The sequence below is a fragment of the Cloacibacterium caeni genome (assembly GCF_907163125.1).
Taxonomy (GTDB): domain Bacteria; phylum Bacteroidota; class Bacteroidia; order Flavobacteriales; family Weeksellaceae; genus Cloacibacterium; species Cloacibacterium caeni_B.
Map to the genome: position 1 here is coordinate 474,918 of NZ_OU015319.1, position 26,030 is coordinate 500,947.

Annotated in this window: 24 protein-coding genes and 1 tRNA gene; 19 read left to right on the plus strand and 6 right to left on the minus strand. The window is 32.0% G+C overall.

Features of this window, described 5'->3' with window-relative positions:
* Positions 1 to 16: 16 nt before the first annotated feature.
* Together KKQ79_RS02165 and KKQ79_RS02170 are read left to right on the plus strand one after the other, a co-directional pair.
* Entirely contained in the window at positions 17 to 811 is a 795-nt protein-coding gene (locus tag KKQ79_RS02165; RefSeq protein ID WP_213188765.1) for a threonine/serine exporter family protein, read from the plus strand.
* Position 812: 1 nt separating this feature from the next.
* A complete protein-coding gene (locus tag KKQ79_RS02170; protein WP_069796791.1) occupies positions 813 to 1,325 on the plus strand; it encodes a threonine/serine exporter family protein in 513 nt (170 codons plus the stop codon).
* Here the strand turns inward: KKQ79_RS02170 and KKQ79_RS02175 are convergent.
* A complete protein-coding gene (locus KKQ79_RS02175; protein ID WP_213188766.1) occupies positions 1,322 to 2,032 on the minus strand; it encodes an ABC transporter ATP-binding protein in 711 nt (236 codons plus the stop codon). The genes KKQ79_RS02170 and KKQ79_RS02175 overlap by 4 nt on opposite strands.
* A 145-nt stretch (positions 2,033 to 2,177) precedes the next feature.
* A tRNA-Arg gene (locus KKQ79_RS02180) sits at positions 2,178 to 2,251 on the minus strand.
* Between the two features lie 45 nt (positions 2,252 to 2,296).
* Between KKQ79_RS02180 and KKQ79_RS02185 the strand changes: the two genes are divergently transcribed.
* From KKQ79_RS02185 to KKQ79_RS02195, 3 genes are read left to right on the plus strand one after another with little or no spacing between them, the layout of a single operon-like run.
* The gene (locus tag KKQ79_RS02185) at positions 2,297 to 3,343 is read left to right on the plus strand and encodes an ABC transporter substrate-binding protein (RefSeq protein WP_213188767.1); all 1,047 of its coding nucleotides are present in this window, start codon (positions 2,297 to 2,299) and stop codon (positions 3,341 to 3,343) included.
* 45 nt (positions 3,344 to 3,388) lie between these two features.
* Positions 3,389 to 4,033, plus strand: coding sequence for a monofunctional biosynthetic peptidoglycan transglycosylase (gene mtgA, locus KKQ79_RS02190; protein ID WP_213188768.1), 645 nt, complete (start codon positions 3,389 to 3,391; stop codon positions 4,031 to 4,033).
* 13 nt (positions 4,034 to 4,046) lie between these two features.
* Positions 4,047 to 6,074, plus strand: coding sequence for a recombinase (locus tag KKQ79_RS02195; RefSeq protein ID WP_213188769.1), 2,028 nt, complete (start codon positions 4,047 to 4,049; stop codon positions 6,072 to 6,074).
* On the opposite strand, the gene KKQ79_RS02200 is transcribed toward KKQ79_RS02195, so the two are convergent.
* The 4 genes from KKQ79_RS02200 to KKQ79_RS02215 form a co-directional block, all read right to left on the minus strand.
* Positions 6,052 to 6,342: a hypothetical protein gene (locus tag KKQ79_RS02200; protein ID WP_213188770.1), complete on the minus strand. Its 291-nt coding sequence runs from the start codon at positions 6,340 to 6,342 to the stop codon at positions 6,052 to 6,054. The genes KKQ79_RS02195 and KKQ79_RS02200 overlap by 23 nt on opposite strands.
* A gap of 92 nt (positions 6,343 to 6,434) precedes the next feature.
* On the minus strand, positions 6,435 to 6,674 hold the full coding sequence (locus KKQ79_RS02205; RefSeq protein WP_213188771.1) for a hypothetical protein: 240 nt from the start codon (positions 6,672 to 6,674) through the stop codon (positions 6,435 to 6,437).
* Between the two features lie 33 nt (positions 6,675 to 6,707).
* Positions 6,708 to 7,787, minus strand: coding sequence for a DNA replication/repair protein RecF (gene recF, locus KKQ79_RS02210; RefSeq protein ID WP_213188772.1), 1,080 nt, complete (start codon positions 7,785 to 7,787; stop codon positions 6,708 to 6,710).
* A gap of 9 nt (positions 7,788 to 7,796) precedes the next feature.
* Entirely contained in the window at positions 7,797 to 8,537 is a 741-nt protein-coding gene (locus KKQ79_RS02215) for a UbiA prenyltransferase family protein (RefSeq protein ID WP_213188773.1), read from the minus strand.
* Positions 8,538 to 8,650: 113 nt separating this feature from the next.
* Here KKQ79_RS02215 and KKQ79_RS02220 point away from each other — a divergent pair, with 113 nt between their 5' ends.
* From KKQ79_RS02220 to KKQ79_RS02285, 14 genes are all read left to right on the plus strand, one after another.
* Positions 8,651 to 14,662 (plus strand): alpha-2-macroglobulin family protein, encoded by a 6,012-nt coding sequence (locus tag KKQ79_RS02220; RefSeq protein ID WP_213188774.1) that lies wholly within the window; start codon positions 8,651 to 8,653, stop codon positions 14,660 to 14,662.
* 157 nt (positions 14,663 to 14,819) lie between these two features.
* The gene (locus KKQ79_RS02225) at positions 14,820 to 16,466 is read left to right on the plus strand and encodes a hypothetical protein (RefSeq protein WP_213188775.1); all 1,647 of its coding nucleotides are present in this window, start codon (positions 14,820 to 14,822) and stop codon (positions 16,464 to 16,466) included.
* A 192-nt stretch (positions 16,467 to 16,658) separates the two neighbouring features.
* The gene (locus KKQ79_RS02230; protein ID WP_213188777.1) at positions 16,659 to 18,065 is read left to right on the plus strand and encodes a TolC family protein; all 1,407 of its coding nucleotides are present in this window, start codon (positions 16,659 to 16,661) and stop codon (positions 18,063 to 18,065) included.
* Between the two features lie 36 nt (positions 18,066 to 18,101).
* Positions 18,102 to 19,061 (plus strand): HlyD family secretion protein, encoded by a 960-nt coding sequence (locus tag KKQ79_RS02235; RefSeq protein WP_213188778.1) that lies wholly within the window; start codon positions 18,102 to 18,104, stop codon positions 19,059 to 19,061.
* Positions 19,062 to 19,207: 146 nt separating this feature from the next.
* Positions 19,208 to 20,404 (plus strand): ABC transporter permease, encoded by a 1,197-nt coding sequence (locus KKQ79_RS02240; RefSeq protein WP_213188779.1) that lies wholly within the window; start codon positions 19,208 to 19,210, stop codon positions 20,402 to 20,404.
* A gap of 91 nt (positions 20,405 to 20,495) precedes the next feature.
* A complete protein-coding gene (locus KKQ79_RS02245; protein ID WP_213188780.1) occupies positions 20,496 to 21,056 on the plus strand; it encodes a Crp/Fnr family transcriptional regulator in 561 nt (186 codons plus the stop codon).
* A 107-nt stretch (positions 21,057 to 21,163) separates the two neighbouring features.
* The gene (locus KKQ79_RS02250) at positions 21,164 to 21,619 is read left to right on the plus strand and encodes a DUF1569 domain-containing protein (protein WP_213188781.1); all 456 of its coding nucleotides are present in this window, start codon (positions 21,164 to 21,166) and stop codon (positions 21,617 to 21,619) included.
* Between the two features lie 83 nt (positions 21,620 to 21,702).
* Positions 21,703 to 22,074 carry a VOC family protein gene (locus KKQ79_RS02255; RefSeq protein ID WP_213190663.1) on the plus strand — a complete coding sequence of 124 codons (372 nt, stop codon included), beginning with the start codon at positions 21,703 to 21,705 and terminating at the stop codon, positions 22,072 to 22,074.
* A gap of 3 nt (positions 22,075 to 22,077) precedes the next feature.
* On the plus strand, positions 22,078 to 22,533 hold the full coding sequence (locus KKQ79_RS02260; protein WP_213188782.1) for a GNAT family N-acetyltransferase: 456 nt from the start codon (positions 22,078 to 22,080) through the stop codon (positions 22,531 to 22,533).
* 18 nt (positions 22,534 to 22,551) lie between these two features.
* Positions 22,552 to 22,998: a VOC family protein gene (locus KKQ79_RS02265; protein WP_213188783.1), complete on the plus strand. Its 447-nt coding sequence runs from the start codon at positions 22,552 to 22,554 to the stop codon at positions 22,996 to 22,998.
* 61 nt (positions 22,999 to 23,059) lie between these two features.
* Entirely contained in the window at positions 23,060 to 23,482 is a 423-nt protein-coding gene (locus KKQ79_RS02270; protein ID WP_213188784.1) for an SRPBCC family protein, read from the plus strand.
* 83 nt (positions 23,483 to 23,565) lie between these two features.
* The gene (locus tag KKQ79_RS02275) at positions 23,566 to 24,585 is read left to right on the plus strand and encodes a glutaminyl-peptide cyclotransferase (RefSeq protein WP_213188785.1); all 1,020 of its coding nucleotides are present in this window, start codon (positions 23,566 to 23,568) and stop codon (positions 24,583 to 24,585) included.
* 59 nt (positions 24,586 to 24,644) lie between these two features.
* Positions 24,645 to 25,406: a hypothetical protein gene (locus KKQ79_RS02280; RefSeq protein ID WP_213188786.1), complete on the plus strand. Its 762-nt coding sequence runs from the start codon at positions 24,645 to 24,647 to the stop codon at positions 25,404 to 25,406.
* Between the two features lie 5 nt (positions 25,407 to 25,411).
* Positions 25,412 to 26,026 carry a deoxynucleoside kinase gene (locus KKQ79_RS02285; RefSeq protein WP_213188787.1) on the plus strand — a complete coding sequence of 205 codons (615 nt, stop codon included), beginning with the start codon at positions 25,412 to 25,414 and terminating at the stop codon, positions 26,024 to 26,026.
* Positions 26,027 to 26,030 lie beyond the last annotated feature (4 nt).

The following is a 26,030-nucleotide window of genomic DNA, read 5'->3' on the forward strand; positions in this document are numbered from 1 at the left end:
CAGTAAAAACTTAAAGATGAAATCAGAAATGTTGCAAGAGAAACCTTTAATCGAAAAATATAATGATTTACTCTTAGATATAGGCTCTACATTGATGGTTGCAGGTGCGCATTGTGGTAGAATAGACCGGAATATAAAGCGTATTGCAGATGTTTTCGGGGTAGATATAGAAATCTTTTATTCTTTCAATGGAATTATTCTCACCACTAAAATGAGAAACAACCCTTCGGAAACCGCCACTCATTATAAAAGATTACCAAGTCATGGTGTACATTTCGGGATTCTCAATGAAATAAGTTTGCTTTCTTGGAAGGTGGTGAGTGATCATCTAGATTATCCACATGTGAAAAGAGAGTTCGAAAAAATTAAGAAACTTTCTCATCATAAACGAATTCAAATTGTTATAGGAGTGGGAATTGCTTGTGCATCTCTTTGTATTTTAGCTAAAGGAGATTTCATAGATGCCACTTTTGCATTTTTTGCTTCTATGCTAGGAATACTTGCGAGACAAGAAATTTCAAAAAGAAAATTTAATGTAATGTTAGCGATTAGTGGTGGAGCATTTGTTACCAGTTTTATCGCTTCCATTAATGTTTTTTATGGAATAGGAGCGCTCCCCGAAAAAGCATTGGCTACTTCAGTGCTGTATTTGGTTCCGGGTGTTCAATTGGTGAATGCCGTTATAGATTTAATCGAAGGATACGTCGCTACTGCTATTGCAAGAGGTTTTTATTCGGGATTTCTTTTATTATGTATTGCTGCAGGAATGGCTTTGAGTATTCTAATTTTTGGAATTAATAATTTTTACTAAAATGGATTTTTTTCTACTGATCATAAAAGATTTTAGCTTCGCATTTTGTGTAGCCATTGGTTTTGGAAGTTTGTTTAACACGCCAAACAGAGTTTTATTAATCGCAGGATTATTAGGTGGTTTAGGTCACGCTTTGCGTTTTACTTTGTACGAAGGAGTTGGTTTAGGATTAATAACTTCTACACTTTCGGGAACTGTTCTTATTGGTTTATTAGGAATAGTTTTGGCACATAGAGTTCACACTCCGCCTATTGTTTTCACCATGCCAGCTTGTATTACCATGATTCCCGGAATGTACGCCTACAAAACCATGTTGGGTTTCATTCGATTGACAGACGAAAGCGGATTAGTCAGAAATCCTCAAGATTTAGACAATACTTTTCACAATTTGGTTCTTACCGCTTCTTTATTGTTTTGTTTGGCAGTCGGAATTTCCATCGGAGTATTGCTTTTCAGACAGTCGAGTGTGAAAATGCTGAAATTTGCACACAAAAGAAAAATAGAAAACGATTAGTCTTCTATTTTTACGCTGGTATAATGAGCAAAAGCTTCTTCTAAATTATTGAATTTCCCTTTGAAATCTGCAATATCAGCATCTTGAATAATGTTTCCTTGATGAATCAAAATCACTCTGGTACAGAGCGCTTCTACTTCTTGCATAATGTGAGTAGAGAGAATTACGGTTTTTTCTTTGCCAATTTCTTTAATTACATTTCTAATTTCTAGAATTTGATTTGGGTCAAGACCATTGGTAGGTTCATCTAGAATCAATAAATCTGGAGCATGAAGAATCGCTTGAGCCAAGCCAACACGCTGTTTGTAACCTTTCGATAACTGAGAAATTTTCTTTGATTTTTCGGGAGTAATACCTACTAAATCTATGATTTCATCTACTTTTTCTTTAGAAATCTGGTGAATATCTGCCACGAATTGCAAATATTCTTTCACATACATTTCCAAATAAAGTGGATTATTTTCTGGCAAAAAACCGATGTTTTTCTTTACTTCTGTTTCGTTTTCGGTAATGTTTTTTCCATCAAAAATAATTTCTCCTTCATCTATTTTTAGAGCACCCACAATAGATTTCATCAAGGTAGATTTTCCCGCACCATTCGGTCCTAAAAGTCCTATGATTTCATTTTTGTCAATATCTAAATTGATGTTGTGAAGCGCTGTTTGTTCACCAAATTTTTTTGTAAGATTTTTGATTTCTAAAGACATAAGTAATCCGTAATAAGAAATAGTAATTTGTTAACGCAAAAATAGAGATAATATTTTGAAAATAGAGTTCCGTAAGAACGATTGATTTTATAAAATTGGAATTTCTTCCAAAAAGAAAATCCCAAGAAAATTCTTGGGATTTTTGTGACCTCGACAGGATTCAAACCTGTAACCTTCTGAGCCGTAATCAGATGCGCTATTCAGTTGCGCCACGAGGCCGAAATTCGGTTTGCAAATATAATGTTTTTTTGCTTTCTTTGAAGAATGAAATCATATTTTTTTGCTTTTTTTTCGTTATTGGTGGTAATTTCTTGTAAAAAAGAAACTTATCAATCATCCACAGATTGGATTGTTATTTCTAAAAACATTCAGTTCAAAGAAAATGGCGATTTTTTACTCTTAAAATCAGGAAAACTTCAGTATAAAATTCCTCATTCTAAATTGCCGTACCAAAAAATTATGTTGCTCAACGCAAGTTTAGTGGGGTACATTACAGAATTAGGCGCAGAAGAAAAAATCATTGGCGTTTCCAGTCCAGAATATATTTTTTCAGAGAAAATACAGAAATCAATCCAAGAAAATAAAATTCAAAACATCGGAAACGAACAGAAATACAACGTAGAAAAAATCATCGCGTATCAACCAGATGCTATTTTCACCAATTACGTTGCCAGTTTCGAGAATACTTATGAAGTTTTAAAGAAAAACGGAATAGAAATTATCTTTATTGATGAATATTTAGAAGAGAAACCCCTCGAAAAAGCAAAAATAATAGAGGTTTTCGGTAAACTTCTCGGTAAAGAAAAAGAAGCATTAGAAAAATATTCAGAAATTGAAAAAAATTATAATTCGTATAAGAATTTAGCAGCAAAATCTACGAATAAACCGCAAGTTTTGACCAATGAAATCTACGGAAATCAATGGTTTGTAGCTGGTGGAAACTCTCACATCGCACATTTTATAAAAGATGCAAATGCCCAATATATTTTTGGAGACAATTCAGAATCTAAATCTACCCCGAAAAGTTTCGAAGAAGTCTTTTTTAGAGCCGAAAATGCAGAATTTTGGGTAAATGTAGGAAATCATAAAAACAAGAAAGATTTACTTCAAATCAATCCTAATTATGCAAAGATGAAAGTCTACCAAAAAGGCGATATTTACACGATTTCTGGTAGAGAAAAAGGCTCTGCCAATGATTATTTCGAAAGTGGAGTAGTAAGAGGAGATTTAGTTTTGAAAGATTATATAAAAATTTTTCATCCAGAGATTTTTCCAAAAGATTCATTATTGTATATGAAAAAACTGAATTAGTCGTTATTTTTGCAACTTAAATAAACTATTATAGATTACATTTTTATGTGGAAATTTATTAAGAAACTATTTTATACCATTGCCATCATCAGCATTTTTTCTATTATTTGGGGAAGATTTTTTAATCCTATTATTACCATTACGCAAATAGAAGGTTTGGTGAAATATCAAAAACTAGACAGAGATTACATCAGCTTTGATGAAATGGGAAGAAACATAAAAAAGGCGGTCATTGCTAGCGAAGATCAGAATTTTTACAGACATAATGGTTTTGATTTTCAAGCCATCCAAAAAGCATTTGCAGATAATCAAAAAGGAAAAAAATTAAAAGGAGGAAGTACCATTTCTCAACAAACCGCTAAAAATATTTTCCTTTGGAACGGTAGAAGTTATGTAAGAAAAGGTCTGGAAGCTATTTTCACATTTATCATAGAAAAAGTTTGGAGCAAAGACATTATTTTAGAACGCTACCTGAATTCCATAGAAATGGGACAAGGTGTTTTCGGGGTAGAAGCAGCAAGTCACTACTATTTTGGGAAATCTGCAGCAGATTTAACCAAATCGGAAGCAGCTTGGATTGCAGTTTGTCTCCCAAATCCTAAAAAATATGACCCGAAAAATCCGAGTTCTTATCTTTCTAGAAAACATTCTTGGGTGATGAGACAAATGAATTACGTAAATTTGGAGTAAATAAAGACAATTCGTGAGGTTTCAATTCAATACATCGCAAAGTTCAGCAGAGATTCTTGATAAATATTTTTCTATCAAGAACGAAACGCGTGATTTAAAACCTCTTACAGAGCTTTTTCATTCTTTACAAAAAGAAAATTTCTCTGATTTTTTAACTTTTCTTAAAGAGCACGAAGAAATAAGACAAAACTTGGTGTATTACATCAATACAGTCTTTATGGGAAGAGCTTTTAACCTTTCTCTTACCGAAGCCAATATTCTTTCAGAAGACGCTTTTTTTCCGGAATTAAGAAAAAGAATTTTGTCAAAATTTCTACCACCAGTAGAAGATGATAATACTATTTCTAACATTATTTCAAACGTCTTTTTTAGAGATAATGCTGATTTTAAATTCATCAAAAAAGTTTCTAGACAAGAATCTGACGAACTTTTCAGAATGTTAGAAATCGACCGCATGATTCTACAGCCAAAAGTGAAAAAAGAACTTCTTTTTTCGATGAATATTTTGGCGTGGAGAGCTATTGGAAACGCCTTAGATGTAGATGTGCTAAAAATGGCTCCAGAATATAAAAATTTCGACAATCCATTTTTGGCATTACAAGATGAGCTAGACATTCTTATCAGCGATTTCAAAAAGAATCAAGCCATCGTTCTTACCTCTAAAGACAGTCATTATAAGCAAATTAAAATTTATCTTCAACAATGTTTTGCTTTCATCAGCAAAGCGTTCAAAAATGCTTCTAAATACGGCATTTCAGGTAAAACCAATCAATCTTTATTGAAAATTCGTCAACAATTACAGCGCATTTCAGAAATTTTAGAACTTCTAGTCATTGATGATGAAAAAGATGTGATAAGAAAGTCTAAAAATTTGGTTATCAATATTTTAGATTATAAATCTCACCGTAATAACATCAGAGATTTATTCAATGATAGCACCACATTGCTTTCGCATCTCATTACTACACATACCGCAGAAACAGGAACCAATTACATTACGACTTCGCCAAAAGAATATTTTAAAATGTTCAAAAAAGCAAGTGGTGGTGGAATTATCGTAGGTGCGCTTTGTGTCATAAAAATGCTATATGCTTATGTTCCAGGCAGTGAATTTTACCACGCATTTTTATACTCTTTTAATTATGCTATGGGTTTCATTATGATTTATTTAATGAATTTCACATTGGCTACAAAACAACCAGCCATGACCGCTGCAACGATGGCAAAAGTGCTTTCTGAAGGAAAAAATAATTCTAAAAATTATCTAGATTTTGCCCATTTGGTTTCCAAATTATTCAGGAGTCAGTTCATTGCGTTTGTAGGAAATGTATTGCTGAGTTTCCCGATTGCTTTGGCCATTATTTATGGTTTAGAAATTCTTTTCGGACAGAATTTTGCCATTGAAAAATCTTCTACCTTACTCAAAGATTTAGACCCATTTCATTCTAAAGCCTTATTACATGCCGCTTTAGCGGGAGTTTATCTTTTCATTTCGGGGATTATTGCAGGAAATGTAGGAAACACTTCTGTTTTTTATAAAATTCCAGAGAGAATTGCCAAAAATCCTTATATCCATTACCTTTTCGGAAGAAATTTTGCCGAAAATCTTTCACAATATTATTCTAAAAATTGGGCGGGAATTATGTCTAACCTTTGGTTAGGGATTTTCTTAGGTTCTACAGCCACCATCGGTAAGTTTTTTGGACTGGATTTAGATATTCGTCACATAACTTTCGCGGCAGGAAATTTTGCATTAGGATTATACGGAAAAGAATTTTCCATCGATACCCAAACGTTTATTATTGCTTTTGTCACGGTATTTTTGATTGGATTCTTAAACTTTATAGTAAGCTTTGGATTGTCGATGGTTTTAGCATTCCGTTCTAGAAAAGTGAACTTTGGTGAGGTGAGAAACCTTAACCGAAGCATCATTAAATATTTCTTTAAAAATCCGCTGATTTTCTTTTTCCCAATTCGTTCTGTGTTAGACGAAAGAGCCAAAAAATTAATTTCAGACACTACAAAACATACACATCCATAAATTGGTCTTCGCCAAATTCTTCTTGAAATTTCTTGAGGAAAAATGACTTTTTCATTCTAAAATCATTTCTGAAAAGTGGAGATTTTATTCTGATTTCTAGAATTTTTTCATTCAGATTTACACTTTCTATTTCTTTGAAAAATGCTTCGTCTAAATAGTTTTTTAGAAAATCCTTGACTTGTAAAGCCAATAATTTATCCTCAAAACCATACAACTTGGCAAAACTTTTCACCAATTCAGAACTTTGATATTCTCTTTTCTTTTTCATGTATTTGCGAGCGCAGCGAAGCAATTTGTTTTTATTTTCCCACAGATTTCACAAATTTTTATCAGCAAAATTAGCTCAATCAGTGCGAAATTTTATTTTTTAATATGTTTTTCAATTTCCAAAAAAGCAAAATTTACAGCTTCTTTTTCAGTTCTAAAATAGTGTAAGTTTTCTTTATTTCCTCTTTCATAGTTAAACCAAACATATAAACTTCCAAATTTTTCCAAACCAAAGCCTTCATTTCCATATTTTCCGAAATTGCCAATTAAGTAAAAATCTAATTCAGGATAATTAATTTTTAGATAATTTTCAAGTTTTATTATAGTCTTCATATTACTTGGCTCTTTTTACTTTTTACTTGGCTCTTAAATCTGAAAGATTTTCGATTCTTCATTAATTCTTTTCACCACAGATTCTGTACGTTCTCTATGCGTGTCTGTAATGAATATCTGTCCGAAATTCTGTTGGTTCACCAATTCTATCAACTGAGAAACTCTATTGTCATCTAATTTATCAAAAATGTCATCCAAAAGTAGAATAGGATTTTTATTCGTGATGTCTTTAATTCTTTTGATTTGAGCCAATTTCAGAGCGATGAGGAAAGATTTTTGTTGACCTTGACTTCCGAATTTTTTAATCAAATTTCCGTTCATTTCGAAGCGCAAATCATCCTTATGAATTCCTCGTGAAGTATAAGTAAGAACTCTGTCTTTTTCGAGGTTTTCGCTTAAGATTTCTTCGAAATTTTGTTCATTCAAATTACTTTCATAAATAACAGTAACTTTTTCATTTCCTTTTGAAATAATCTCATAGAAATGTTGAATTGTTGGCAAAATAGACGCTACAAATCGTTGTCTTTTTTCAAAAATTTGAGTTCCAAATTTGGTCAAAGGTTCGTTGTATATTTCAAGCGAATCAAGGTCGAAAGTTCTGTTTTTAGCAAAATATTTGAGCAAAGCATTTCTTTGTTGAAGCGTTTTTTGGTATTGAATCAAAGCAAAAAGATAATCAGAATCGGTCTGCGAAATCATGGCATCTAGAAACTTTCTTCTGCTTTCGCTGCCATCAGAAATGAGGTTCGAATCGTAAGGAGAAATCATCACACTTGGCAAAAAACCAATGTGGTCGGCGATTCTTTCGTAGGTTTTATCATTTTTTTTAATGATTTTTTTACCTTCTTTGGGCAATTGCACTTTGATGATGTCGTTTTTTTCTTCTCCTTGAATTTCTGCTTCTATCGCAAAAAAATCACTGTCGTGTAAAATGTTTTGAGCATCAAGATTTCCCAGAAAACTTTTTGCCATCGAAAGATAATGAAGCGCATCTAGAATATTGGTTTTTCCAGCGCCGTTATTTCCCACGAAACAATTGATTTCTGGCGAAAAATCGAATGATTTTTCACTGTGATTTTTGAAATTGAATATTTTCAGATTTTTGATGATCATGTAGCAAAATTACTTCAATAAAACGAGAATTAAAAACGGCATTGCGCTTAAACTCTCCATTAAAAAAGAATAATACCAATCTGCACGTTTTTGATGAGAAAAATAAACCAAAATAGCCGCTAAAATTGCATTGATAGAAAAAGCCAAAGCATAATCCAGTTTCAAAAATTTTATCGCCAGAACTGAACTGATAAAAAGAAATAGATAACTTAAATATTTTGTGTTTTGAATGCCAATTTTCATAGGCAAAGTTGTAAAATCATCTCGTTTTAAATCTCTAATTTCGAATGGAAAAGTAATGGCAGAAGTATAGAAGAAAATAATAAAAAACCACGCCCAATTCATTTCTTTCAGAGGAAACCAAACCAAACTCAGCGCCCAAATAAATCCCACATAAAAAGTTTTGACCAAAGAAAATTGTCGAAGATTAATGTTCAAAAAATCTGCGTTGTAAATAAAACCAAGAATTAAAACAATCAGCCATTTCAAGTAAAAATTCAGGTCAAAATATTTCAAAAGAATGGAACTGATAAGAACAAATCCTAAAATATTCCAAATTTTTGCAAATTTTCTTTTGTGATAAACGGTGAAAAAATATCCGTTCCAAAACGTAAGGAAAAGGACGAATGCTAAAGTATTTTGGTAAGATTCTTGCTCTTGCAAGATGAAAACGCCTAATAGCGTTGCGCACAGAGAAACATAAATCTGCGATTTTAGTAGAATATTTTTTAGTAAATTTATAACGTTCATTAAGCAAATATAAAAACACTTTGTCATTCTGAATGAAGCAAAGCGAAATGAAGAATCTATTTTTTGATTTTTCGTGACATTTTATTCTAATGCAATAAAAATCTTTTTTGATTATGAAAAAACTAACCCAAATCTTCATTTTACTATTCCTCATTTGGAATATTACTCCTATGAAAGCTCAAAAATACTATGACCAACAATGGAAGAAAATTTCTGAAAATTATAAGAAAGGAACTTATAAATCTAATCTTCCGCTCATTTTAGACATTCAGAAACGTGCAATTTCAGAAGACAACGCGATTCAATTGATTAAATCTTTGAAAGCGGAATTAAGTGTGATAGACCTTACCGAAGATGATACTCAAAATGATACTGCTTCTCAATTTTTCAAAAAATTACAATCTTTTGACCAAAAATTAAAAGGCGAACAAAAATTGGTTTTTCAAGTATTGTTGGGAGACTTTTTTCAAGATTATTACGATGAAAATCAATGGAAAATTAACCAAAAAACGAATGTAAACACTGGCGAAAAACAAGATTTTTCTCAAATCGAAACATGGAGCAAATTAGATTTTAAAAATTATTTTGCCCAACATTTTTCTGAAATTTCAAAACAAGATGCAGCGTTACAAAAAATCACCATTTCAAAATATGCAGAGATTTTTGATGAAGTAGAAGATATCGTTTATTTTCCTAGCTTCTTTGATTATAAATCAATGCAATATGTTGATTATCTTCAAAGTAATTATTATTTTACTAAAAATGAACTGAAAGAAAATCAGCCTAAAATTTTAGGAATTTATGATGCGTTGATTGCTAAAAATTCAGGAAATGCGCAATTGTACTTCAAGCATCAAAAACTGAATGATGAATGTGCTTTTACCAACTGTAAAAACAAGCAAGAACATTTAATTTCTCTTTATAATTCTGCAACAGAAGGCGATTATAAAGTTTTAATCGCTCAAGAAATTATTTCCAGTCTTCAAGGAGAACAAAAATTTGATGAAGCGCTTTCTTGGATTGAAAAAGTGAAAAAAGCCTATCCAAAATCCAAATTTTTAGAAAACATCAAAAATCAGGAAAATCAAATCAAACAGCCTTTTGTCAATATAAAATTTGAAACGTCCACTTTGCCGAATCAACCGATTCATTTGATTGCAGAATACAAAAATACTTCACAGTTCTCTCTCAATATCTATGAAGTGAAATCTGATTATCAAGGCTTTTTGAAGTATATTTATAATTCTTGGAACAAAGATTATTTTTCTCAACTCAAGAAAACTTTGGTAAAAAAAGAAACTTTTCCTTTGAAAAATTTCAAAGATTACACTTCTCATAAAACTTCGCTGGAAATTGCGCCACTTCCTTCGGGAATTTACGTGGGAGAATATTTGGTAGATGGGAATGTTCAAGACCATTTTTACTTTATTGCCGCTAATTCTAGAATTATTTTTAAGAATAAATCAGACCAACAAATTTTCGAAAACGAATTGCAATTGGTACTCAGAAATAATGGGAAAATTTTACCAAAAGAAAACTTAGAGTTTTATGAATATGTTGCTCAACAAAATATAGAAAAATCTGCGGGAGTTACAGATGCTAAAGCTGGTTTCAAAATTCCAGAAAATGATAAAAAACGCTATTATCGCTATGTTTTGGTGCGTCAACCTTCTACCAATGATGTGAATCTTTTGCAAGTCTATGGCAATCAGTATGATACTTCTTTTAACACTAGAAATGAAGTAGAACAAGCGCAAATTTTCTTAGATAGAGCAATTTACAGACCTGGACAAACCGTTTATTTTAAAGTGATTGGAACCGCTTTTAGCAGTGAAACCAACAAAGAAAAAGTAACGCCAAAAGTGAAGTTGAATATCACTTTGAAAGATACAAATGGCGAGGAAATTTCTACGCAAACATTGACTACTAATGAATTTGGTTCTGTGAACGGAAGTTTTACGCTTCCACAAGGAAAACTGAACGGACAATTTTCTATAGAAGTTGATAATGACGATGATGAAGTCACAGATTATGTGATGGACGGCTATAAAAGTTTCCGAGTGGAGGATTATAAACGTCCGAAATTTGAAGTAAGTTTTGAACCGGTAAAACAAGAATATCAGTACGGACAAACCATTGAATTGCAAGGAAAAGCCATGATGTTTTCGGGAGTTCCGCTCAATAATGCTACCGTAAATTATGAAATCAAAAAACAGAATATTCGTTGGAGATATTTCTGGTGGTATCCTCGTGGAAATGATAACGAGAACTCAATTCTTGGCGAAGTAAAAACCAATGAAAAAGGTGAATTTACCATAAAAATTGACCTTAAAAAAGATGAAACTTTAGAAGGAATTCAGATTGATAATTATCAAATCAATGCTTCTGTTACCGATATTAACGGAGAAACGCAATCTGACCAAACCAATCTGAAAGTGGCTTCGGTTTCGCATTATATTTCACTTTCAGAAGCGAACACTTCGACTCCGCTCAGTGTGACAGATTATTTTACGGATGAAAATATAAAATTTAAAGTTGAAACTAAAAATTACAACGACCAGATTTTAAAGAAAAGTTACACCGCAAAATTGTCAAAATTATCACCTCAAGAAAGAGTTTTTAGAACCAATTTTGAGAGTGAAATTCAGAATGCCCCTTTCTTTAGTAAAGAAGTTTTTGTGCAAAAATTCCCACATGATTATTTTGATAAATCGGAGAAAGAAAATAGAATAGAAAAAGTAATTTTTGAAAAAACTCCAGATTCTAAAATTATTAGAATGACAAGTGTTAATTCTGAACTAATTAATCAGCAAGGAACTGCAACTGACTTTGAAATAGGGAAATTATCAGCAGGAAAATACAAACTAGAGCTTTTCAACATCGAAGGAAAAGATACCATCAAAACGGAGAAAATTTTTGAAGTTTTTGATAAAGCTAAACTTTCTGAAAATCAAAAGCCTTTCTTAAAAGTAATTCCTGAAAAATCTGAATACAATAGAACTGAAAAGGCTAAATTCTACGTTTATTCAGCCATTCCAGATGCTTTGGTCAATGTATATGTTCAAAACGGTGATGGGAAAACACAGTTTGAGCAATTGCCGATTAAAAACGGAATTTTAGTTTACGAAGTTCCACTTCCGAAAGATGAAAGCATAGAAAATCTGAATGTTCAGTTTCAAATGATTGCTTTCAATGATGTGCAAACTGTTTCGCAAGATGTGAAAATTTCTTCGGATAAAAAGCCTTTGAAAATAGAATTGGTAACATTTAGAGATAAATTACAACCGAATTCCAAAGAAAAATGGAGTGTGAAAATTTCTGGTAGTTCGACTTCGCTCACCGACCAGATTACTGCCGAAGTTCTAGCGAATATGTATGATAAATCTTTAGACCAATTTGCGGTAAATACTTATTCTTGGCAAAGTCTTTACAGCAAACCTTATTGGATTTCTCAATACGGAATTAATGAAAATTTAGACCAAAAATATTACAGTAAAAGACTGAAATATTTTAATAATTTCGGCGTGAATAGACCGGATTTTGATTGGTTTGATGGAGGAATTACTTACCAATTAAGAGGAAGAGCTAATGGCCTTATTATTACTGAAAGTGCAGTTCCTTCCGCAAATGTCAAAATTAGAGGAATGGCTTCAATGAAGGCAGAAGCTGTAACAGATTCCGTAAAAACTAAGAATATTGAAGAAGTAGTAACAGTAGCATATGGAAGGAAAAAAGAAAATTTAGAAAAAATTCCAGTTCGTCAAAATCTCAACGAAACTGCATTTTTCTATCCTAATTTAATGACAGACAAAGACGGAAATGTATCGTTTGAATTTACATCTCCAGAAGCACTTACACAATGGAAATTGATGTTTCTAGCACATACCAAAAATGCACAAGTTGCCACTTTAGAAAAAACGGTGGTTACACAAAAAGAATTTTCGGTAACACCTAATTATCCTAGATTTTTGAGAGAAGGCGATGAATTGGTTTTCAAATCTAAATTGAGCAATTTAACGACTCAACAACTCAAAGGTTTTGCGAAATTGCAAATATTAGACGCTTTCACCAATGAAGATATTACTGAAAAATTTGGAATTAACCAGTTAAATGCAGCTGCTGGTTACAACGTAGAACAATCATTTACACTCAATGCAAATGGAAGCACAACCGTTCAATGGAATGTAAAAGTTCCGAATGGTGTTTCTTCTATTATCATTAAAAACGTAGCCACTTCGACTTCGCTCAGTGGACAAGGAAAATTTTCTGATGGTGAACAAAAAGCAATCGCAGTTTTGCCAAATAGAATGTTGGTAACAGATGCAGTTCCGGTTTTTGTGAAAGAAGGACAGACCAAAACATTTGTTTTACAAAATTTGAAAAATAATCAATCTAAAACAGCGACAAATGTATCCAATACTTTAGAATTGACGACCAATCCAATTTGGGAAGTGATTTTTGCGTTGCCAAGTCTTAAAAATGACAATAATCTTTCTGCGGATGTGGTTTTCAATAAATGGTTTGCAGATGTTTTGGCGTCTGAAATTTTCAAAGCCAATCCAAAACTGAAAACCGTTTTTGATGAATATCAATCTAAAGGTTTACTCAATTCAAATTTGGAGAAAAATCAAGAGTTGAAACAATTATTGTTGGAAGAAACACCTTGGGTTTTAGATGCTAAAAACGAAACCGAACAAATGGCGAAATTGGCAAGATTGTTCGATGCGAATAATATGCGAAATTCCATCAACGACGATTGGAGCGAACTGAAAAAATTGCAAAATCCTGATGGCGGTTTTTCTTGGTATGCCGGTTACCCAAGTTCATACTATAATTCATTGTATATTTTGAAAAATTTAGGCAGAATTAATGAATGGTTGAAAGGAAATTTAGCAGATTATCAATCTTCTGAACAAAAAGAAATGGTTTCTCAATTGGTGAAATATGTGGACAATGAAGTAAGCAGATATTTCGATGTAAAGGCGGTTGCTGAGCGTAGTCGAAGCAATGTTTGGAGTAATTATGCGTTGGATTATCTGGACACTCGTCATTATTGGGAAAAAGAATATCCGTTAAAAGGTGATGGCAAGAAAATGAAAGATTTAGTGATTTCAAAAGCGAAAACTGCAAAAATAACCGACTTCACTTTCTTTGGTTTACATAGAGCAGCATTACTTTTTGATGCGTACAATTTGAAAGATGTTTCTAAAAAATTAATGACTTATCTGAAAGAAACTTCTGTACAAAGCGAAACACAAGGCGTTTATTGGAAACAAAATCTCAACGATTGGGGTTGGTATTCTTCTAAAACTGTAAATCACGCTGGTGCTTTGGAAGCGTTTAATAAATTAACTACTGACCAAAATTTTGTAGAAGAAATGAAAATTTGGCTCATCACACAGAAAGAAGTTTCCAATTGGGATACTTCCAGAAGTACAGCAGAAGTGATTTACACGATTCTCAATTCTGGAAAATCTTGGACTTCAGCGGAAAGCGATAAAGCCACCATCATTTGGGGCGGAAAAGAACTTACCAATCCTGATACAAAAGCAACGGGTTATGTGAAATCAGCAGTGAATTCAGATAAAATAGATAAAAATTTAGCCACAGTAACCATTACAAAACCAGGAGCTGGAATTGTTCAAGGTGGTTTATTCTGGCAATATTATGAGGATTTAGATAAAATTAAATCTTCGGAAACTTATATTTCTATTACCAAAGAATTGTACAAAAAAGTGAAAACGGTAAACGGTGAAGAATTGCAGAAAATTACAGAAAATGCTCCTCTTAAAATTGGGGATAAAGTTACGGTCAGAATGATTCTGAACACCGATAGAAACATGGAATTTATTCATCTGAAAGATATGAGAGCGGCAGGTTTTGAACCAGTTGACGTACTTTCTGGCTATCAATGGAAGAATAATTTGGGTTATTATCAAGTCACCAAAGATGCTTCCACTAATTTCTACATCGAATACATGCCGAAAGGAAAATACGTTTTTGAGTATGATTATATTTGTAATGTAGCAGGAACGTTCAGCAACGGAATTACAACGATGCAGAACTATTATGCTCCGCAAATGAACGCTCATACACAAGGAACGCAAGTTTCTATTTCAGAATAATTTTTTGAAATAAGAAACATAAGTAGAGTCGGGATTTAGCCCGACTTTTTCCTTCAAGGATTTACAGAAATAATGCTTTTCAAAATTTTTAGTTAAAACTTTCTGTATTTGTTTTTATGAGAAAATATAATTTTTTACCTTTGAAAAAAAGCCGGGAATGCTCAATATTATAGATTTAGAAACTCAGTTTTCAAAGCAAAAAATTAATAAAGCTAAAAAACTTTCTTTACGAGAGATTGAAGAAGATAAAAAAAACCATTTCATTTGTTTTGTAGATGAAGGTGAAGAAAGCTATGATGCACAAATTTCTATCAGCGAAAAATTAGAAATCATAGATTCTTCTTGTGATTGTTCAGAGAAAGGTTTTTGCAATCATTTATTAGCTTTGGCAATTCATATTTTTGAAATAAAGAATAATAAACCAACCAAAAAATCAAAATTAAAAGCAAAAAAAATTTCGGAAGCAGAATTAGCAATAGAAAATCTAAATTCTGAAGAAATTAAAGGGTGGATTTTAGAATTTTTCAAAAAAAATAAAGAGGCAGAAATTCAATTTTTATTAGAATTTGGAGAAAAAAAGACTGATTTTTCTGATCATGAAATCAAGAGTATTATTGACAAAAGCATACAATCTGTAGTAGGAAAAAAGAAAAATATTACCGCACCAGAAATTAAAAAAATAGTAGATATTCTCACGAAAAGTTTGGAGCCTGTAGAAGAATTTATGTGGCAGAATATTACAAAAAATATTGCTTTGGAAACATACAATCTCATCTGTGATCATTTATTGAGTTTTCAGATGAATATTTATACTACCAGCAATAGAATTGAGAGTTTTATAGATAAATTTAGAACGAAATTTGCCATCAATTTCAATCAAATAAAAGACCAATCGGTATGGGAAATATTGGCACAGGAATATTGGAATTATTATTTGAAAGGCACAGGAAGTATTCCGTATACTTTATACCATTTGTTGTTTGATATTTATAAATATGCAGATATTCCTCAGAAAAAATTTATAGCAAAATTAGTAAAAGAGAAAATCGATATTTGGATTAAAAATGATGTGGGATTACGAACGGAACTTCGAGAACATTTGTTGGATATTATGATAGAGAATGAGATGTTTTTTTCTGTAAAATCCTATTTTCCTATTGCTTTTTACAAAAATTCTTATAATATTAAAATTTTAAATGAATTATTGAAATTTGATAAAAATCTAGTCGAAAAATATTGTAATGAGATTATCAACAGAAATTCTAATGAAAAATACAATTATCCTTACTACGAAATTTTAGAAAAATTGTATCTTGAAAATAATGATTTAGGAAAGTTAGCAATTATTAAAAAATTAAAATTTCAAGGGAACCCTACTTTAGAAGATTATATTTTTATTGAGCAAAATGAAATAGATAATGGAGAATTTAAAAAATTCAGAACCAAGATTTTAGCAAATTTGCGTAGAGGTTTTTACCAATATCCCGAAAATGCAGAAATATATTTTCAGATTTTAGAATACGAAAAAAACTATACTAAAATGCTAGATGTGATAGATGAAAACCTTCCTACATTCGTTATTAATCAATACTCTGAAAAACTTTATTTAATTGATAAAGAAAAATTTTTAGTTAAGGTAAGTCGAAGATCTAGTTGGAATTCTGTAGGAAGTGAAGATGAAAAATTGGCAGATTTTTTAGTTTCAAAATACGATAATGCTCATCTAAAATCATATTTTAGTAAAAATTCATTTGGATTTGGTAGCTATGGCTTTTCTTCTTTGGTTTTAAAAAAATTGAAATAAAAATTGAAAATGAAACATCAATAGAGTCGGGCTTTAGCCCAACTTTTTTAGTTGAAAATTTCAAGGCTTTAGCCAAAACATAAATCTATATCTCTCCCACAAATTTTTTGTGGGCGATTTTATTTTTTGACAAATGTCAAAGGAATATTTTTTCAATCGTCGCAACTTTGCATCTGTAAACAAACATTAAAAATGAAAAACTATAAAACATTAATTTTTACAGCAATGATGGGCTTTCCTTTGTCCTTCTCTGCGCAAACAGCTCCTTCACTCAAGGAATTGGTAGACGCAGCGATGAGTAAAGATGCTGCCATAGAACAACAAAACTTAGAGTCTAAAGCAAATGGATTAGACCAACAAAAATTAAAAGACATTTTCTTACCCAAAGTTGAAATTTCAGGAAAAGGAGAATATTTAAATGCTACGGCAAAATTCCTTTCACCAGAAATTGCCATTCCTGCGATTAAACCTATTTTTCCGGGTGCGGTTTTTCCAGAAGGAACTTTTAACAATAATTTTACTTTGTCAGGTTTTGATGCAGCCGCAAAAGTTGAAGCAAAAGCGCTTCTTTATTCTGGCGGAAAAGTAAAATATCTGAAACAAGCTTTGACCGAGAAAAATAATGCGACTCAAGCTTTACAAGTCAAAAATCAAGACGAAGTCATTACTCAAATTTCTAAAGCGTATGATCAATTTGCACTTGTAATAGAATCTAAAAAAGTTTTAGATGAAAGCAAAAAACGTCTCGATGCCAATAAAAAAACAGCAGAAAAAGCTTTAGGTTATGGCTTAATCACTCCTTATGATTACAAAAAAATAGAATTGGCACAAGCTACTTTGGATTCTAAAATGGTAGAATACGAAGGCAAAAAGGAGTTGCTGATTACGCAGTTAAATGTTTTAACGGGAATTGAAAAAGAGAGAATTGCTCTCATTCATCCTGATTTAGAAAAAATAGATTATTTGCTTACCAATGAAACCATCGAAAATAGAGCAGAATTGAAAGCTTTGGATTTCGGGATTAAAGCCATTGATGCCAAAATAAAAGCAGAAAAAACCTGGTGGATTCCGAAAGTTCAGGCTTCTACATCGCTTTCTTATATGGGATTTTACAACACCAATCTTTCTTCATCTAAAGAATTAATGCCGGGAACTGGCGCAAAGTTAGATTATGATTTGACTAATCTTAATTTATTGCCCATTTTTCAAGCGGGAATTGGTTTTAAATGGGATGTTTTTGATGGTAATGAAGGAAAGCATGAAGTAGAAAAAGCAAAAATAGAAAGAGAGATTTTAGAAAGTAAAAAATCTGATACCGAAAGAAAATTACAACTCAATTTAGCCAATAATCAAACCAATTATAACATCGCAAATGCCCAAGTTGATCTAAAAGCGACGGCGAAACAAATTGCTAAAAATGCATTGACACAAGCCGAAAAAGAATTCAGATATGGTTTGATTAAAGCGACGCAATTGATTGAAGCGGAAAACGATTTGGAAGTTGCAGAATTAGATTATCAAACCGCTATCTTCAACCAAAGAAGGGCAGCGATTGAACTGATGAAGTCCACTCAAAATTTAAACTTAGAAAAACTATAAAACGATAAACATTAATCAATTAAATATTTTAATCCAATGAAAAACTATATTGTAATATCTTTATTTTTAGTAACCTTACTTTCTCTCGGAGCTTGTAAAAATGAAACTCCACAAAAATTAACCGAAGGAAAAACCAAAAAAGAAATTGTTTCTTTTGCGCCAAAAGTTACAGGTAGAATTTTAAAAATTTATGTAGAAGAAGGACAAACTGTAAAAGCAGGAGATACGCTCGCAATGTTAGACGTTCCAGAAGTTTCTGCGAAAATTGCTCAAGCAAAAGGAGCAACTGCCGCTGCCGCCGCACAAGCACAAATGGCAAAAAATGGAGCAACTGCAGATCAACTTCGTCAGTTACGAGCCAAACAAAAGGGTTTAGCGGAACAATATCAGTACGCTCAAAAATCCTTTAGAAGAGCGCAAAATATGTACAAAGACAGTCTGCTTTCTCCACAAAATTATGATGAGGCTTTCGCAAAATTACAAGCCGCAAAAGCTCAATATGAAGCTGCAAACGCAGAATTGCGCGATGTGGAAATCGGTACAAGATTAGAAAAAATAGAAATGGCGATAGGTCAAGAAAATCAAGCGAGAGGTGTTCTTCAGGAAGCTAATGTTGCCTATTCTGAAAGATATATTATCGCAACCAATGATATGGAAATTGAAACTATTTCTCTAAATGTAGGCGAATTGGCAACTGCTGGTTATGCACTTTTCAACGGTTATATTCCGAATTCGACTTATTTCCGTTTTACCATTCCAGAAAGTAAAATTTCTAAATATCAAAAAGGAATGACCGTGAATATGAAATCTACATACGGAAATCAAGAGTTTTCAGGGAAAATAGTTTCTATCAAGCAATTGACAAAATATGCAGATATTACCACTGCTTTCCCAGATTATCAACCAGATGATGCGGTTTACGAAATTAAAGTAATTCCTACAGATAGAGCAAAAGTGAATAATATTTTGGTGAATTCTAGCGTAACTTTAAAATAATCTTAACTAAAAACCGCAAAAGCTCCAAAAGAAATGTTTGAAAATAAGCAATTCAAAAGTAAAAAAAGTTTTTTTTCTTTTGGAAAACTTTAAAACGGAAAAGCTTTTGTCTCTTTTGTGGTTAAAAAAAATAAAATTTAGAAAAAATGAAACAGTTAAGATACCTTTTAAAAAGAGAGTTTCATTTGTTCTTCACGAACAAAACCATGCTTTCTGTATTTTTTATGGCTCCCATTTTCTACGCGCTTTTGTTAGGTTTTACCTACAAAAAGGGAAAAGTAACGGATATTCCTGTGATTGTAATTAATCATGACCAAACTCCTTTGTCTAACCAAATTGTAGACATGTTAGAGGATAATCAAACGCTGAAAGTGCTGAATTATGTAGAAGAACCAGCGATATTGAAAGATGAGGTCATCAAAACAGAAGCAGGAGCAGTAGTGATTATTCCTGAACGTTTCGAGGCGAATATGTTGCAAAAGAAATATCCAGAAATTAACGTCTATCTCAATACTTCGAATGTGTTGACCGCTAATTTTGCTTCAAAAGCGATTCAATTAACCTTAGGCACTTTTTCAGCAGGTGCCGAAATGAAAGCTTTGCAGAAAAAAGGGATGAATGCAGACCAAGCAAAAGCCAATATAGAACCCTATAAAGCCAATTATATTACGCTTTTTAACACCACGAGTAATTACCTGATTTTCATGTGGCCAGCAATGATGGCGGTGGTTTTACAGCAAGTTATTCTTTTGGCGATGGCAGTTACGTTTTCCGAGGAATTTAAAAGAGATTCTTTCATAAAAGATTTTGCAGGGAAACACAAATATGCGATTTTGGTAATGGCGATTAAATGTTTACCCGTTTGGATTTTCTCCAATTTAAATATTTTATTCTTTTACTTGTGTAGCTTGTATTTTAAAATTCCAGTTCCAGAAAACGCTATGAATTTCTTCTTGATAACAGCAATTTTTGTAGTAGCAGCAACCAATTTAGGCGTTTTGGTGAGTATTATGGTTCCAGATGCGCTCAAAGCGACTCAGATTTTAATGGTAATTGCTTCGCCTGCGTTTATCATCAGTGGATTTACTTGGCCAAATTATGCGATGCCAGATTTCATTACTTATTTCACTAAAATTATTCCTTTAACACCATATTTAGAAGCTTTGAAAATTATGGTGGTAGAAAAAGGTTCCGATTATTTAACCCAAAAATATTTCTGGCACTTGTTTATTCTAGGTTGGGTTTATTTCCTTTTAGGTTGGATAGCTTTGAAAATCAAAATCAAAATGCTGTTCAAAGAATATCATCTCTCCGAAGATTATGACGACCAAGGGTTCGTTTAATCCATATAGTTTTTTTATTAATGTTTATTCGAAGGCGTTTCAGTTTACTGAAACGCCTTTTTTGTGTATTTTTGCCAGAAATTTAGTTTTCATGAAATTAATTCAAGAACTTAATAAGCACATTAAGGTAGATGCAGAAATAGAGCGTTTTTTAAATGAAGAATGTGAAACAAAAGTCTTTGAAAAAGGTGAAATATTGAGCAAGCAGAATCAATACAATCATACTGTTTTCTTTGTAGATGAAGGTTTGCTGAGAATGTTTTACTACGAAAACGGAAAAGATATCACTACCAATTTTTATTCTGAAGGCAAGATTACAGCCAATATCGATACGCTTTTTAAGAATCAACCTACTCGAAATAACATTGAAACTTTAGAAAAATCGGTAATTACCACTTGTAATTTCAATAAATTAGAGGAATTATGTTCGGTTTCGCTAACTGCGGCAAATTTCAGCAGATATATTCTAGGAAACTTAATGATAGAGATGTCGCGCAGAATTTCTTCGCTGCAATATATGACGGCAAAAGAAAAGTACATTCAATTGCTTGAAGAAAATCCTAATATCATTCTCAGAGCTCCACTCGGAATGATTGCTACTTATCTGGGAATTTCTCAGGAGACTTTAAGCCGTATCAGAAGTGATATTTAAAGTCAAAAACGGTTTTTATTTTCTAAATTTTATCATATTTTTAAGATTCTTTTGGTAGGCGTTTTAGAAATTTCAATTAACTTTGAGATTCTTTAAAAATAAAATCCATGCAAAACGTTTTTGATGCACAAGATGCGCAAGAGTACATCAATAGAATCAATAATTTAACACCAGAAACCCCAAGAAAATGGGGTAAAATGAGTGTAGACCAAGTTTTAGCACATTTAAATGTAGCCTATGACCTAACTTTTACGTCAGAAAAATTTCCAAAGCCTAGTTTTATTGCCAAATTTTTACTTTCGAGGTTTGTAAAGCCTAAAATCACCAACGAAATTCCTTATAAACAGAGTTTGCCAACAAGTCCAGCTTTTATCATTGCCGATGAAAGAAACTTTGAAGAAGAAAAAGCCAAATTAATTGGCAATATTCAGCGTGTGCAACAATTGGGAAGAGAAGCTTTTGAAGGAAAAGAAAATATTAATTTCGGAAAAATGACGGCTCAATGTTGGAATAATATGTTTGCGAAACATCTCAATCACCATTTAGAGCAATTTGGAGTTTAAACATGAAAAAAATATTATTTAGTTTTCTGTTGCTTTCGCAATTAATTTTTGCTCAAGAAAATAATACTTCAAATCAAAAAAATATGGAATTAGGAGCATTTTCAATAAGTCTTAAAGTAAAAGATATTAAAAAATCTGTTGAATTTTACGAAAAACTGGGTTTCACTTACAAAGCTGGAAACATAGATCAAAATTGGATTGTTCTTAAAAACGGAAATACAGTTATCGGACTTTTTCAAGGGTTTATAGAAGAAAATACACTTACTTTTAATCCAGGTTGGGACCAACAAGCGCAAAATCTTCCTGAATTTAACGATGTAAGAGAAATTCAAAAAAAATTGAAAGCGAAAGATGTAAAATTAGACAGAGAAGCTGATGAGAAAACTTCTGGTCCAGAATACATCATCTTGAAAGATCCAGACGGAAATCCTATTTTAATAGACCAACACAGATAAGCTATGAATATTGAAATTATTGATTTTGAACCGAAATATCGTGATGATTTTAAAAATCTAAATGTAGAGTGGCTAGATAAATATTTTGAAGTAGAACCTTATGATAAAGAGGTTTTATCTAATCCTGAAAAATATATTTTAGAAAAAGGCGGAAAAATTTTTTTTGCAAAACTTGAGGATAAAATTATAGGAACTGTAGCTTTAATGCCGAAAAATAGTTCTTTTGAATTGACCAAAATGGCTGTTACAGAAAAAATTCAATCAAAAGGAATAGGAAGTCTGCTCATGCAAAAATGTATTGATGAAGCTAAAAATCTAGGCTTGAAAGAAATCTTTCTTTTTTCTAATACCAAATTGGATAAAGCCATTAATCTTTATAAAAAAGTAGGTTTTTTAGAAGAACATTTTGATAGTTCAGATTACAAAAGAGCAAATATTTATATGACTTTAAAACTATAAACATAAAAATTTAAAAATATGGCTACAGCAAACATTTATCTTACTTTTGATGGAGAATGCGAAGCAGCATTCAAGTTTTATCAATCGGTTTTAGGTGGAGAAATTCCTATGTGGAACAGATTCGGCGAAATGCCTCCACAAGAAGGAATGCCACCACTTTCTGAAGAACATAAAAACAGAATTATGCACGTTACACTTCCTATTTCTACAGAAACTGTTTTGATGGGAAGCGATTCTATGCCAGGAATTCATAAGATTACCAAAGGAAATAATTTTGCAATTTCACTCAATGCACAATCTAGAGCTGAAGCAGAAAAATTATTTAACGGTCTTTCAGAAGGAGGAAATGTAACGATGCCATTACAAGATACTTTTTGGGGAGCATATTTCGGAATGTGGGAAGACAAGTTTGGGATTCAATGGATGGTGAACTATGATGCCCCTGATAAAATTCAGCAACATTAATCAAGATATTTTTTGTAAATTCGAGTATAAATAATTGTTCAATCTTAAAAATGATAACGCTATGCACGATAATGTTAAAATCAGCGTAAAAGTTAACGCACCAATAGAAAAAGTTTGGGATGCGATTACGAATAGAGAACAGATGAAAGAATGGTATTTTAATATACCAGACTTCGAATTGAAAGAGCATGCCGCTTTTAATTTCTTTGAAGGAGAAGATAAAAAATTACACCATCACTGCGAAATCGTAGAGATTATTCCTCAGAAAAAATTAAAACATTCTTGGACGTATCCTGATTATACCCATGATAAAACATTAGTAAAATGGGAGCTCCAGCCAGAAAGCAACGGAACGCTGGTTACTCTTACACACAAAGGTTTAGAAAACTTTGATCATCTAGGCGCTGATTTTAAGAAAGAAAAATTCCAAAAAGGTTGGGACGAAATCCTAAACAAAGCTTTGAAAAATTTTGTTGAAAACTAAAAATTCTTAAAATTTATTAAATATTAGGCATCATTCTTATAGAGTGGTGCTTTTTTTGTAATTTTGAACTAAATAATTTAAGAATGAAAAAAACACTTTTCGTAAGTATATTTGCCCTATTTTTATTGACTTCATGTAATAAAGACAAAGAGATTTTAGACGCTCTCAATACCTATAATACAGAAATGGAAACCAAAGGTTATCATTTCGGGGACAAAATAAACCTACCCAAAGAAGTTACAGAAAACGCAGAAAGCATCAGCATCAGTTTTGGAGACAAGGAAACAAGCGATTTAGTAGTAGATCCAGCATTTTTTACTTTAGGAGATAATGCGGTAACCATCAATATTACCAGAGATGGAAAAGTGCTGAGTCAAGATGCTACCATAAATGTTTTTGCCAAAAATCCAGAAGCGCAATTGACTTATGAAATCGTGGCAGAATATCCTCACGATAAGGCTAATTTTGTACAAGGATTTCAGCTAGAAGGAAACACCATTTATGAAAGTGATGGACAAAACGGACAATCTAAAATTTTAAAATATACCTTAGGTCAAACCAATGCTACAACTTATACCGCGCAACCTGCAGATGTTTTCTCTGAAGGAAGCACTATTGTAGGAAATAAAGTGTATCAGTTGACTTGGCAAAATAAAAAAGGTTTTATTTATGATAAATCATCGCTTAAACTTCTATCAGAATTTCCTTATCCTAATGTAATGGGAGAAGGTTGGGGTTTAACGTATGATGGTAAAAATCTTATCGCTTCAGACGGAACTAAAAATCTATATTTCTTAGATGTAAATGACCCTTCTAAAATGGTAAAATACATCTCTGTAGCTGGAAATACTGAAGTGTATGACCAATTAAATGAATTAGAATATTATAACGGTTTTGTTTACGCTAATGTTTGGCAAAAACCGTATATTCTAAAAATTAATCCAAAATCTGGAGAAGTGGTGGCAAGAATAGATTTCTCAGAAATTGTGAAAAAACACAACACAGGAACAGATGATGTTCTCAACGGAATTGCCTTCAAAGGGCAAAATATGCTTGTTACAGGAAAAAATTGGGACAAAATCTATGAAGTAAAAATTAAGTAAATTTTATACTGAAAGTTTCTGGTTTTTTCTTGATAATACATTTTACAAACACAAATGCCATGAAACGATTATCACTTATTTTTACATTTATTTGTGCTACACTTTTTGCACAAAAAGAATTTCCTATTATCATAAAAGATAGTGTTAGAGATGTTCTTATAGATGATTATGAGAACATTTATGTGTATCGCAATACAGATTTGAGTATTCTGAAATATGATTCTCTAGGTCATAAAAAAGCACAAGTCATGTTTCCGCAACCGTTTAAAATACAATCGGTTGAAAACCCTCTGAATATTTTTTTATTCTCAGAAAACGGACAGGAAATTAAAATTCTAGACCAGAATCTTAATGAAATTCAGTATCTAAACCTATACCAAAAATTCGGACATGTAAAAGCGGTTTATTCGCAAGATTTACAGTTTATTTGGGTGTTAGATTCTGCTCGAAAGCAATTGATACAGTACAATTATCGAGAGGATAAAATTATCAATATCTTTCCTTTTGACATGGATTTGAGTACTGTGGTAGATTTTATCGTGTATCAAAATCAATTATACATACTCAGAGAAAATTGTTTCAGCGTTTATGAACTCAAAGGTGCTCATAAATATTCTATCGACATAGAAAATGGTAAAAGATTAAGACGCGTAAATGATAAAATTTACGTCATAGAACAAAATACCATTTCACTCTACACACCAGCTCAATTATTCTATCCTGTATTTTCTAAAGAAAATTTTATCATTGTGGAAAAAAACAGCAATCAATTTTTGGCTTTGATAGAAGACAAACTTTATCTTTACGGAATAGAAAAATAGAATCGATGCATATTGCTGTTACTGGAAACATAGGCGCGGGAAAAACTACTCTAACTACCATGTTGTCAAAACATTATGGTTGGGATGCGCAATTTGAAGATGTAGATCATAACCCATATTTAGAAGACTTTTACGAAGACATGAGCAAATGGAGTTTTGCGCTCCAAATCTATTTCTTAGGAAGCAGATTTCGCCAAGTAAAAGAAATTAGAGAGAGTGGTAAAAATATAGTTCAAGACAGAACCATCTACGAAGATGCTTATATTTTTGCGGAAAACTTAAATGATATGGGCTTGCTTACCGAAAGAGATTTTAACAATTATTCTTCGCTGTTTCATCTGATGAAATCCTTTGTTTCGGCACCAGATTTGCTTATTTATTTAAAGTCAGATGTTCCTAATTTAGTAAAGAAAATCTACAAAAGAGGAAGAGATTATGAAGCCAGCATTAGCATAGAATATTTATCTAAACTAAACGAAAAATACGAAAAATGGATTTCTAACTACAAAGAAGGAAAACTACTTATTATAGAAGTTGATGATTTAGATTTTGTAGAAAGACCAGAAGATTTCGGGTATATTTTAGAGAAAATAGAAGCAGAATTGCACGGACTTTTTTAAGCAT